This window comes from Archangium violaceum Cb vi76 (assembly GCF_000733295.1).
Lineage (GTDB): Bacteria > Myxococcota > Myxococcia > Myxococcales > Myxococcaceae > Archangium > Archangium violaceum.
Genome location: NZ_JPMI01000015.1, coordinates 1 through 11862 on the forward strand (window position 1 = coordinate 1; position 11862 = coordinate 11862).

The following is an 11862-nucleotide window of genomic DNA, read 5'->3' on the forward strand; positions in this document are numbered from 1 at the left end:
CATCCGCGGTACACGAGGTGGGTGAAGACCCTCACCCTAACCCTCTCCCAGAGGGAGAGGGGACATCCACGGTCAGGTCCGGGGTCCCGAGAGAAACGCCCCCAGGATGCGCCGTGCGGACAGCGTTGGGGTCGCACGGCCCTCCCGCACGTCTCGCTCCAGCGTGGGCCCGAGCTCGGCCACTCCGGGATGCGCATGCAGGGCGGCTCTCAGTCCGTCCTCGATCATCGACCACATCCACTGCACCTGCTGCACCCTCCGGCGCTTCTCCAACTCGCCCGAGGCCCGCTGTGTTTCCAGCCGCTTCTCGATCGACGACCACACACGCTCGATGTTGGTGTTCTCCAGCGCGCTGCAGGTCGTCACCTCGGGCTCCGCACCCGGGCGCATCAGGTGCAGCGCCGCGCGATACTCGGCCCGCGCCCGCTCCGCGCGGACCGCGTTGTCCCCGTCCGCCTTGTTGATCGCGATCATGTCCGCGATCTCCAGGATGCCGCGCTTGATGCCCTGCAGCTCATCCCCGGCCCCCGCCAGCATGAGCACCAGGTAGAAGTCCACCATGTCGGCCACGACCGTCTCCGACTGGCCCACCCCCACCGTCTCCACCAGCACCACGTCGAAGCCAGCCGCCTCGCACAGCAGCAGCGTCTCGCGCGTCTTCCGCGCCACGCCTCCCAGGGTTCCGCTGGAGGGACTGGGACGGATGTACGCGAGGTTCTCGCGCGACAGCCGCGCCATCCGCGTCTTGTCACCCAGGATGCTCCCGCCCGACACCGTGCTCGAAGGATCGATCGCGAGCACCGCCACGCGCTTGCCCAATCCCACCAGGTGCATCCCGAACGCGTCGATGAACGTGCTCTTCCCCACTCCCGGCACGCCGCTGATCCCCACCCGCAGTGCCCCACCCGTGTAGGGCAGCAACCGGGTGAGCACCTCCTGCGCGAGCGCCTCGTGCTTGGGGTGCTCGCTCTCGATGAGCGTGATGGCGCGGGCGAGCATGGCGCGCTCGTTCGCGCGGACGCCCTCGACGTACGCCTCGACCGGCAGAGCCTTCAAGCATCCCCCAGCGCGGCGTCGAGCTTGTCGAGCAGCTCGATGGCAGCCTTCGCGATGACCGTACCCGGACCGAAAATCGCCGCGGCACCGGCCTCTCGCAGGGCCTCGTAGTCCTGGGTGGGAATCACGCCGCCCACCACCACCATGATGTCCTCGCGGCCCAGTTCCCGGAGCGCCTTCTTGAGCTGGGGAACGAGCGTCAGGTGGCCCGCGGCGAGCGAGCTCGCACCCACGATGTGCACGTCGTTCTCGACGGCCTGGCGGGCGGACTCCTCGGGCGTCTGGAAGAGCGGACCGATGTCCACGTCGAAGCCGAGATCCGCGAACGCCGTCGCGATGACCTTCTGCCCACGGTCATGCCCGTCCTGGCCCATCTTCGCGATCAGGATGCGCGGACGCCGCCCGTGCTTCGCCAGGAACCCGTCGGCCGTCTCGCGAGCCTTCACGATGCCCTGCGCGTCCTTCCCCGCCTCACTGGAATACACCCCTGAGATGCTCCGCACGGTGGCCTCGTAGCGCCCGAAGACCTTCTCCAGCGCATCGCTGATCTCTCCCACGGTGGCCTTGGCGCGCGCCGCGTCGATCGCCAGGGCCAGCAGGTTGCCCTCGTTGCGCTGGGCCGCCTGGGTGAGCGCATCGAGCTTCTGCTTCACGTCGCTCGGGTTGCGCTCGGCGCGCAGCTCGCGCAACCGGGCGATCTGCGCCTCGCGCACCGCGGTGTTGTCCACCTTGAGGATCTCCAGGGACTCCTCGCGCTCGAGCGGGTACTTGTTCACGCCGATGATCGCCTGCCGGCCCGAGTCGATTCGCGCCTGCGTCCGCGCGGCGGCCTCCTCGATGCGCAGCTTGGGCAGGCCCTTCTCGATGGCCTTGGTCATGCCTCCGAGCGCCTCGACCTCCTGGATGTGCGCCCACGCCTTCTGGGCGAGCTCATGCGTGAGCCGCTCGACGTAGTAGCTGCCGCCCCACGGGTCGATCACCCGCGTGGTGCCGCTCTCCATCTGGAGATAGAGCTGCGTATTCCGGGCGATGCGCGCGCTGAAGTCCGTGGGCAGCGCGATGGCCTCGTCGAGCGAGTTGGTGTGGAGGCTCTGCGTGTGGCCCTGGGTGGCCGCCATCGCCTCGATGCACGTGCGGACCACGTTGTTGAACACGTCCTGCGCGGTGAGGCTCCAGCCGGACGTCTGGCTGTGGGTGCGCAGCGCCATGCTCTTGGTGCTCTTCGGGTTGAAGCCCTTGATGAGCCTGGCCCAGATCATCCGGGCCGCGCGCATCTTCGCCACCTCCATGAAGAAGTTCATGCCGATGGCCCAGAAGAACGACAGGCGCGGCGCGAAGGCATCCACGCCCAGCCCGGCCGCCAGTCCCGCGCGCACGTACTCGACACCATCCGCGAGCGTGTACCCGAGCTCCAGGTCCTGCGTCGCCCCGGCCTCCTGCATGTGGTAGCCGCTGATGCTGATGCTGTTGAAGCGCGGCATCTTCTCCGCCGTGAAGCGGAAGATGTCCCCGATGATGCGCATCGAGGGCCCGGGCGGGTAGATGTACGTGTTGCGGACCATGAACTCCTTGAGGATGTCGTTCTGGATGGTTCCGCTGAGCTGCTCGGGACGGACGCCCTGCTCCTCGGCCGCGACCACGTAGAGCGCCAGGATGGGCAGCACCGCGCCGTTCATCGTCATCGACACGCTCATCTGATCGAGCGGGATGCGATCGAACAGGATGCGCATGTCCTTGATGGAGTCGATGGCCACGCCCGCCATGCCCACGTCACCCGTCACGCGGGGATGGTCACTGTCGTAACCCCGGTGCGTGGCGAGATCGAAGGCGATGGAGAGGCCCTTCTGACCGGCCGCGAGGTTGCGGCGGTAGAAGGCATTGGAGGCCTCGGCCGTGGAGAAGCCGGCGTACTGCCGGACGGTCCACGGCTGCTGCACGTACATCGTCGAGTACGGGCCCCGGACGAACGGCGGCAGACCCGGCATCGTCCCGAGGTGCTCGACGCCCTGGAGATCCTCGGCGGAGAACACGGGCTTGACGGGAATGCCCTCGGGCGTGATCCAGGGGTCCGCGCGCTGGGTGCTCTCGTGAGCCTGCTGCCGCAGCGAGTCGCGCGCGGACGCGGGCGAGAGCGTCTCGGGGGCGTCGAAGTCGATCTCCGCGAAGTTCGGCACGTTGCTGCGCATCAGGACACTCCGAGCTGCTTGTGCAGCGAAGACAAGGTCTCGAACAGGTCGCCACCCGCGAAGATGAACAGGTCGACCCCCGCCGCCCGGAACGCCGCCTCGTGCTCACCCGGGCGGCCCGCGACGGCCACGATTCGTCCGCTCTGCTGCTTCAGGGCCGCCGTCAGCGCGGGCACCCACTCGGGGTACATCGCATCCGGACCGGAGAGCACCACGAGCCGGGCCCCGGAAGCGGCGATGAGCGAAGCGGCCTGGGCCACATCCGCGAAGCCATGGTGCTGCACCGGCTCGATGCCTCCCGCGGCCAGCGCGTTGGCGATCCACGTCGCACGCGCCGTGTGCTCCGCCACCGTGCCGAGGTTGGCCATGAACGCCCGGGGACGACTCCCGTGCGCGGCCAGGTAACGGTCACTGGCATCCCGCAGCGACTCGAAGGCATCGGCCAGACGCACCGGACGCAGCGGTGTCATCTCCAACTCGGCGGGTCCGCGCGAAGCAGGGCTCGCGTTCTCGGATGCGCGGGGCGTTCTGCTCACGACCTGCTCGTCGAGGTTCGGGAACTCGCTCACGCCCACGATGGGCAGGCGGCGCGTGCGGATGGCCTTGTTCCGGGCCGCCACCGTCTCCGCGAGCACCCGGGCGATGTCACCCTGCACGAGCGCGGCCGCCATGCCGCCGAGCGCCTCGATGCGCCGCAGCTCGGTCCAGGCGGCACGGGCGATGTCGCGGGTGAGTTGCTCGATGTAGTAGCTGCCGCCCGCGGGGTCCGCGACGCGGTTCAGGCTCGATTCATCGCGCAGGATGAGCTGCGTGTTGCGGGCGATGCGGCGGGAGAACTCGTCGGGCAGCCCGATCGCCTCGTCGAAGGGCGACGTGGTGATGCTGTCCGCCCCACCGACGACGGCCGCGAAGGACTCGGAGGTGGACCGCAGCATGTTCACCCAGGGGTCGCGCCGCGTCTTGGTGGCGGCCGCGGTGCGCGCATGGAGCACCATGGCTTGCGCCTCGGGAGAGCCGCCCGAGGCCGCGACGGCCTTGGACCACAGCAACCGCGCCGCGCGGAGCTTGGCGATCTCGGGGAAGAACTGGCTGCCCACCGAGAACGAGAACTGGAGGGAGCGGGCCGCGTCCTCGGGAGGAATCCCGGCACGCTCGAGCCCCCGCAGGTACTCCACACCGGTGGCGATCGCCCAGGCCAGCTCGTGCACGGACGTGGCGCCCGCGTCGGCGTAGGCCCGCGTCGAGACCAGCAGCGCGCGCAGCCCCGGAGAATCCTCGCGCGTGGACGCGACGAGCGGAGCCATCTCGGCGAAGGCCGCCTGGAGCCCACTCAGCACCGCGCCCTTGCGCGCCAGGACGCCGAGCGGATCCACTCCGAGACAACCCTGGAGTGAGCTGGGCGGGGTATTGGTGCGCTCGGCGGTTTTGAGCAGGAGGGTCGCCGCCAACACCGGGTCCTCCTCGGCCTCGAGATGAACGGGAGTCCTGGAGAGCGGGACCGGAGCGAGCAGGCGCTCCATGTCCTCCGTATTCCGCACGCGGATGCCCTGGGTCTCACCGAGGCGCAGCCACACTCCCAGGACGCCCTTCTCGAGATCGACCCGGATGGCCTCGGCGGCGGTGACCACGTCGGGCTCGCTGTACTCCTGGCAGACGAGCCAGCCGCCCTCCGTCAGGCCGAGCGCGTTCGTCCCTCGAACGAAGGGAGCGACACCCGGAGGCTCGGGCGGAGCAGCCGGGCCCGCGTCCTCCCGTGTGTAGAGCGGCTGGAGCGTGAGGCCCCCTTCGAGCGCGGACTGGAGCGACGTGAAGGGCTTTCCCTTCAGATCCTTGTCCACGAGGCGACGCCACTCCTCGACCGAGGTGGCAGGAAAGTCCTGGGCGATGTGCAGAGGGGTTTGCGACATGCAGCGTCCTCGAATCAATGGCGGGGGGCCGGACTCACGAACGGGGCCGGTTACTCCTTAGGTCCAATCCGCCCATGGGGCAACGGGGACCCACGAGCCGCTCTATCCTTCTTATACGCACTATTTTCCTACGTTCTTCGACGGAAGACCGCGCTCCGACCGCGGGCCCACCCGGCTGCTCCTCCTGGCGCTCTTGCATCCACCCGAGCAGGGCCATAATAGTGAATGACCCATTCACTGATGGCGGAGGTAGGTGATGGCGCAGTACCTCAAGGACGAGGTCCACGAGGCCATCCTGGCGGCCGCGCTCGAGGTGTTCGCCCGCAAGGGCTTCCGGAGCGCCAGCATGGCGGAGATCGCCTCGGCCGCCCGGGTGTCCACCGGCAACATCTACCGCTACTTCGAGAACAAGAACGCCCTCTACGAGGCCGCCGTCCCCGATTCGTTCGTCACCACCTTCCAGCGGCTCCTGCGGCAGCGCGTGGAGGCCGCCCGGGGAGTGAAGGACCTCCGGAAGCTGGAGCCTGGCGCGCCCTATCGTCTCGTCTCCGAGGAGGCGCTCGCCTTCAGCCTGGACAACCGGCTGCGCGTCGTCGTGCTGCTCTCCAGTCCCGAGGGCACTCCGCATGAGCACTTCGCGGAGAAGCTGGTGCAGTTCCTGCTCGAGTCCGCCACCGCCCACTTCCACGCCCGGCCCTCCCCGCCCACGCGCTTCGCGCTCGAGGAGCTCTACCGCAACTACGTCACAACGCTGGGGCGCATCCTCCGTCACTTCGAGGAGGAGCAGGCCATCCGTGAGGCCGTGGAGGCTCTCTCCCGATACCACCTGACCGGACTCGCGGCGCTCTTCGAGTCCTGAGCAGGCGAGCAGCCGGGCCCACCCGCCCGTCCTCGCGTCCGTCAAAAATGAATCACCTGTTCACTCATGAAGGAGAGGCACTCGTGACGAACCCGCTGAGCAGGGCTGTGGACACCCGATCTCTGCTGTACCGGATCCTGGAGAGCCCGGAGCAGGTCTCGGCCCTCCAGCAGCTGCCGGCCCCCGCCCTGACTCGCCTCATCCACCACGTGGGGCTGGAGGACGCGGGAGAGCTGGTGGCACTCGCCACGACGCAGCAACTGGCTCGCATCTTCGATGAGGACCTCTGGCGGAGCACCCGCCCGGGTCAGGAGGAACGTTTCGACCCGGAGCGCTTCGGCCTCTGGTTGGAGGTGATGCTCGAGATGGGAGCGGACCGCGCGGCTGCCAGGCTCGCGGAGATGGACGAGGACTTCGTCACCTTCGCGCTGTCCGCTCAGCTCCTCGTGCTGGACCTGGATGCGCTGACGCTCGACCGGATGCGCTCGAACGAAGCACAGGAAGACGAGGCGCTCGTGGACAAGGCGCTGGAGAGCAGCCTCAGTCATGAGCTGGACCGGTTCCTGCTCATCTCCCGGCGGCCGGAGTCGTGGGACGCGGTGCTCTCGGTGCTCGTGGCGCTCGACGAGGCGCACCATGAGCTCCTCGTGCGTCTGCTCGAGCGCTGCTGTCATCAGGCCTCGGAGTTCATCGAGGACAACGGCGGGCTGTACGCGGTCCTCACCACGGCGGAGCAGCTCGAAGCGGATGTATCGCAGGCGCGGGAGGAGCGGCGCGAGCGCGAGGGCTTCGTCGCCCCCACGGACGCAGCGGCCTTCCTGGGCCTCGCGAGGGCCGGGCGCGTGGGAGACGATCCCATCACCCGCGGCTACGTCCGGGCTCAGCGCGAGGCCATACGGACGCCGCCCGACCGAGTGAACAGCACACGGCCCGCCCAGCCCGCCTCCACCCTGCCCCTGTTCCACCTCCTCCAGGAGGCAGAGGTGCTGACGACGCAGCCCCCCGTGGCCCTGCTCGGCGAGGGTGTCGGTTCCGGGACGTACGCCTCGGCCAGGGTCCTCCGGGATGCGCTCGCCTGGCTCCAGGGTGAGGCGCCCGAGGCCCTCTCCCGGTGCATGCTGGACCTGGGCTACCTCGCGAACGTGCTGCTCTCCGGCTGCGGCCACTCGGGCCGTCCCCTGCGCGCACTGGAAGCGGCGCAGGTGGCCATGGCCACGTGCAACCTCGGGCTGGAGGCGAACCTGGAGGCCGGCACGGAGCCCTCACGGGCTGGAGCCCTCCTCCTCCGGGAGGGACTCGTTCCCGCGTTCGGTCAGGGGTGGCGGGTGCTCCACGAGGACGTGGTGATGCGAAGCGCCCGCGCCTTCGATGCCGTCCTCGCCCTCAAGGTGCCCGCGGGGCGCGGAGAGGCCGCGAAGGCCCGCGCCGAGCTCGCTCGGGACATCGCGGCCGGCAGGCCCTGGGCCTCTCGCAAGCGGTGGATGCACCTCGCCCCGTTCCTCTCGAAGGCGGCGTTCGCCGCGATGCGAGAGCTCGTGGACGAGTGCCCCGCGTTCAACGGGGCATTCCTCGCCACGAGGGAACAGGTGGAGGAGGCGGCACGGCGAGTGGGAGAGCTGCTCGCGCCACCCTCCCGGTGAAGCACAGCGGCTACGGCATGGGCCGCGAGGTGATGGACGGCGCCTCGGGCATCGAGGGCCAGCCGTTGCTCCAGATGATGGGGTCCATGAGCATCACGCGCGCCGTGTGGGCACTGTTCCACGCGTGGTAGACCATGGTCGACGTACCCGCGGGCGAGTTGACGACCGAGCCATGCCCCGGGCCCTCCCACGCGCTCGTGCTCTTGAGGATCGGCGCGCCGAGCTTCGTGTACGGCCCCAGCGGGCTCGTCGCGCGGGCCACGCCGATGGCGTACGTGCTGTTGTAGTACGCGTTGCCGCTGTAGAAGAGGTAGTAGTAGCCGTCACGCGCGACGACCCACGGGGCCTCGACGACGCCGCCCTCCCAGGCGAGGTTGTTGGAGATCAGCGTCCGGCGCGTGCCAACGAGCGCCTTGCCATCCGCCGAGAGCTGCTGGCCGTAGATGGGCGTCGGCTGGCCCACCGCGTTGCCGTCCGCCTTCCACACGAGGTACCGCACCCCGGCGGTGTCCACGAACACGGTGGCGTCGATCATCCCCATGCCCGTGTCGTGCACGAGCGGCGCCCCGATGTCCGTGAAGGGCCCGAGCGCGCTCGGGGCGGTGGCGGCGCCGATGGACAGCTTTCCGTTCGAGTGACGCGCGGTGTAGTACGCGATGTAGCCCGTGCCGACGCGGTGGATCTCCGGCGCCCAGTAGTCACCCCGGGCCCACGTGGGCTTGCTGGCCGACGGGAAGATGAAGCCCGCGCTCGTCCAGGTCAGCAGATCCTTCGAGGTGCGGAGCGGGAACGCATTGGCCGCACCGCCCGACGTGCAGGTGGCCACGTACTGCGTCCCGTCATGCACGACGCCCGGATCCGCGCAGTCCACGGGGAGCACCGGGTTCTTGTAGAGGCCGCCACAGTTCGTGTACCGGAACGACATGGCGCACGCGTTCGAGCCGGTGAAATACGGCGCCCACCCGTTCGACAGCCCCGCGTAGGAGTTGGTACCCGAGTTGACGCACGCGCGGTCCCAGAACACGCGCCCGGAGACGTCGTCGAACCGGTTCGGGTGCCCCGCGGGCGCGAGCCACGACGGGCCATAGGACACACGCGTCGAGCACGTGACCCCGGCGGTGCAATCCGAGTCGAGCGCCATCACGCAGGAGTTGAGGCCGAGGAAGTACGGCTTCCATCCGTTGGACAGCACGGCATAGGAGTTGATGCCGTCGTTGTGACAGACGCCGTCCCAGGTCACCGAACCGCTCGCGATGTCGTACCAGGCCGTGTGCCCCGACGGCTTCATCCACGCGTCGCCGTAGGAGATCTTCGTGGTACAGGCGAGACCGGCCTCGGCGCTCGCGACGGCCGCGGGCTCGGCCTGGGTCTCGGTCTGGGGGGCCTCGCCGCCACATCCGGACAGCAACGCCGGGACGGCGCTCACTGCGACGAGGGTTGAAATGAACGGGTGCTTCTTCATGAGGACAACCTCCGGGGGGGAATCTCCTCCATAGAGACCCTGAAACCGGGTTCATCCAAGAAAAGTGGGAAAAGATCCAATTCAGGATGGATTGCCCGCCGTCTTCAGCGGATACACGGGCGTTGGCTCAATACTTTCGGGGGGTTGCGAACCACTGGTAAGGTCGCCGCCCCCGTGAACCGGGCAGGAGAAACGGATGGAGATGCTCTGTACCCTGCGCAGCCTGACGGACCCCCAGCGCCAGAAGCTGCTCGAGCACCCCGACAAGCTCGAGGAGTTCATCGACGACGAGGAGGACTTCGCGGACGCCGAGGGCGCGCGCTTCCTGGACCTCGACATCGGTGAGACCTGGCACGGCCTGCAGTACCTGATGACGGGCACGGCCTGGGAGGGCAAGGCACCGCTCGACTTCCTCGTGCGCGGAGGCCAGGACGTGGGCGACATCCCCTCCGACGAGGGCACCGCGCGCGTCTTCACTCCGGACCAGGTGAAGACCCTCTCCAAGGCCCTCGGCGCGCTCTCCGAGGACACCCTGCGCGAGCGCTACGAGCCCGCGCGCCTGCAGGAGGAGGACATCTACCCGGGCTTCTGGGAGGAGCCACCTCCCGACCTGGATCCGAAGGAGGAGCTCTTCTCCTACTTCGAGGAGCTGAAGAAGTTCACGGCCGCCGTGGCGAAGCGCGGCCATGGGCTGCTCGTGTTCATCGGCTGAACGGGCTCACCCGGTGAGCACGTCCCGGCCCAGCTTGAGGACGAGCGCCGTCACCACCAGCAGCACCACCTTGCGCACCAGCTTGTCGCCCCCCCGCACGGCGAGGTGCGCGCCAATCCACCCGCCGGTGAACTGGGCCGCGGCCATGGGCAGCGCCACGTACCAGAGCACCAGGCCGCGGTACGCGAAGAGGCTCACCGCCGCGAGGTTGGACGCGAAGTTCACCACCTTCGCGTCCGCCGAGGCCCTCGTCAGCCCGTGCCCCAGCAGCCCCGAGAAGGCGATGATGAGGAACGTCCCCGTCCCCGGCCCGAAGAAGCCGTCATAGGTACCGATGAGCAGCGCGATGACCGCGCCCAGCGACAGCAGGCGCTGGCGAGGAGGCTCGGGCCGCTCTCCTGGCGGAGGCCCCCGGCGGAAGGCCAGGAAGGCCGCGACGATCACCAGCAGCACCAGCACCACGGGCTTGAGGACCTCGGGGCGCATCAGCAGCACCAGCCCCGCGCCCACGAACGAGCCCACCAGCCCCAGGGGAAAGGTGACGGCCGCGAGCTGCTTGTTCAGCAGCCCCGCCCGGTAGAAGCGCACCAGCGCCGCGAACGAGCCGAACACGGACTGCCCCTTGTTGGTCCCCAACACCACGTGCGGTGGCAGGCCGGTCGCCAACAGGGCGGGCAGCGTCACGAGCCCTCCTCCGCCAGCGATGGCATCCACCACACCCGCCGTGAGGGCCGCGATGCACAACAGGACGATTTCGAGCGCGCTGACTTCCACGCGCGGCCACCTACCACGTCCAAAGCTTGCGTGCGCGCCGACTCTGGGCGTCAATTCGGGGGAACCCCCCGCCGAGGACCCTCCGTGCTCACGTCCCTCGTCTCCGTGATGACCCTCGTGCTGCTGTCCGCCCCGCCGGCGCCCGTGGACCCCAAGGGGCCCACCTGCCGCTCCATCGACGGACACGTGGCGTGCGGCTACCAGTGCAAGTCGGACGGACGGCGCGTCCAGTGCGCGCAGACGCCCCAGGGCACCTGCCAGGTCCTCGACGGACAGGCCGTCTGCTTCGACCCTCCACCCCACGTCATCCGCGTCTACGGCAGCGCGCTGCCCACGCCCGAGTGCAAGGCCATCGACGGACAGGTGGCCTGCGGCTACCAGTGCGCCACGCAGTTCGGCAAGGTGAAGTGCGCGCGCACTCCCGCTGGAGCCTGCTCCGGACGCAACGATGAAATCGTCTGCTTCGATCCGCCTCCCGAGGTGTATGCCGTCCATGGCAAGGACACGCCTCGCGCCGAGTGCCGCAGCAACAGCGCGGAGATGGCATGCGGCTACAACTGCACCTCCGCGGCCGGGAAGGTGGCCTGCGGCAAGACGCCCGTGGGCATCTGCAAGAGCGACGGGCTCCGGCTCACCTGCTTCGACCCTCCCGCCGAGGTGCTCTGCGCCTATGGCAAGAGCCTGCCGCCCCTGCAGTGCCAGTCGAGCGACGGCCAGCCGGTGTGCGGCTACGGCTGCACCAAGGCCTATGCCAAGGTGGCCTGCGCGGCCACCCCCAAGGGCCTGTGCAAGGTGTTCGATACCGAGGTCCACTGCTTCGACCCGCCCAGCACCCAGGACGCGGACCCGGCCTGCCTGAGCCTCATCGGGCTGGCTTCGTTGGAGGCTCCGTAGCGGAGCCGTTGGGTCCGGGTTAGGTTGCCCCCAGGCACACAAGGAGCGACATCCGAGATGGCGGAGGGAGAAGTCCGGCAATACTTCGTGCGGAACGAACAGGGGACCATCTGGGGTCCGCTCGCCCTGCCGACCATCGAGTTGCTGATCGATAACGGCGTCATCCAGGGCCAGCTCCAGGTGTCCGAGGACGGCATCAACTTCGCCTTCCCCGGGCGTTTCCCGCACCTGCGTGATTCGTTCCCCCGCGAGACGTGGGGCGACGTCGTTCCGCCCGGTCCGAGCGCACCCGCGCCCGCCCCGGGTGCGCCCGCGGCGCCTCGTGCCGTCACCCGGCCTCCCGTCGCTGGCGCCGGTGTGCCCGTCGCGGGC

At 69.2% G+C, this 11862-nt stretch carries 9 protein-coding genes and 1 pseudogene; 5 read left to right on the top strand and 5 right to left on the bottom strand.

Going from position 1 to position 11862, the window contains the following annotated elements; translation table 11 throughout:
* Window positions 1-72: 72 nt before the first annotated feature.
* Genes meaB through Q664_RS03085 form a run of 3 tightly spaced genes read right to left on the bottom strand, consistent with a single transcriptional unit; the run spans window position 73 to window position 5149 of the window.
* Complete coding sequence (gene meaB / locus Q664_RS03075; protein WP_043389707.1) at window positions 73-1056, bottom strand: methylmalonyl Co-A mutase-associated GTPase MeaB; 984 nt, start codon at window positions 1054-1056, stop codon at window positions 73-75.
* Window positions 1053-3242, bottom strand: a complete 2190-nt coding sequence (gene scpA / locus Q664_RS03080; protein WP_043389708.1) for a methylmalonyl-CoA mutase — start codon at window positions 3240-3242, stop codon at window positions 1053-1055. Before scpA ends, meaB begins: the two co-directional genes overlap by 4 nt.
* Complete coding sequence (locus Q664_RS03085; RefSeq protein ID WP_043389709.1) at window positions 3242-5149, bottom strand: methylmalonyl-CoA mutase family protein; 1908 nt, start codon at window positions 5147-5149, stop codon at window positions 3242-3244. The genes scpA and Q664_RS03085 overlap by 1 nt, the downstream gene beginning before the upstream one ends.
* Window positions 5150-5405: 256 nt before the next feature.
* Here Q664_RS03085 and Q664_RS51510 point away from each other — a divergent pair, with 256 nt between their 5' ends.
* Complete coding sequence (locus Q664_RS51510) at window positions 5406-6008, top strand: TetR/AcrR family transcriptional regulator (RefSeq protein WP_052517606.1); 603 nt, start codon at window positions 5406-5408, stop codon at window positions 6006-6008.
* An 83-nt stretch (window positions 6009-6091) separates the two neighbouring features.
* Window positions 6092-7648 carry a DUF6178 family protein gene (locus Q664_RS03095; RefSeq protein WP_152621883.1) on the top strand — a complete coding sequence of 519 codons (1557 nt, stop codon included), beginning with the start codon at window positions 6092-6094 and terminating at the stop codon, window positions 7646-7648.
* Window positions 7649-7658: 10 nt separating this feature from the next.
* Here the strand turns inward: Q664_RS03095 and Q664_RS03100 are convergent, their stop codons facing one another.
* A complete protein-coding gene (locus Q664_RS03100; protein ID WP_043389710.1) occupies window positions 7659-9110 on the bottom strand; it encodes a glycoside hydrolase family 43 protein in 1452 nt (483 codons plus the stop codon).
* 196 nt (window positions 9111-9306) lie between these two features.
* On the opposite strand from Q664_RS03100, the gene Q664_RS03105 reads away from it, so the two are divergent.
* Window positions 9307-9822 carry a YfbM family protein gene (locus tag Q664_RS03105; RefSeq protein WP_043389711.1) on the top strand — a complete coding sequence of 172 codons (516 nt, stop codon included), beginning with the start codon at window positions 9307-9309 and terminating at the stop codon, window positions 9820-9822.
* A gap of 6 nt (window positions 9823-9828) precedes the next feature.
* Here the strand turns inward: Q664_RS03105 and Q664_RS03110 are convergent, their stop codons facing one another.
* Window positions 9829-10596: a TSUP family transporter gene (locus Q664_RS03110; RefSeq protein ID WP_052517608.1), complete on the bottom strand. Its 768-nt coding sequence runs from the start codon at window positions 10594-10596 to the stop codon at window positions 9829-9831.
* 84 nt (window positions 10597-10680) lie between these two features.
* On the opposite strand from Q664_RS03110, the gene Q664_RS03115 reads away from it, so the two are divergent.
* Complete coding sequence (locus Q664_RS03115; RefSeq protein ID WP_043389713.1) at window positions 10681-11490, top strand: hypothetical protein; 810 nt, start codon at window positions 10681-10683, stop codon at window positions 11488-11490.
* A 57-nt stretch (window positions 11491-11547) separates the two neighbouring features.
* Window positions 11548-11862: pseudogene (locus tag Q664_RS03120) on the top strand (molecular chaperone DnaJ); the annotation flags it as partial.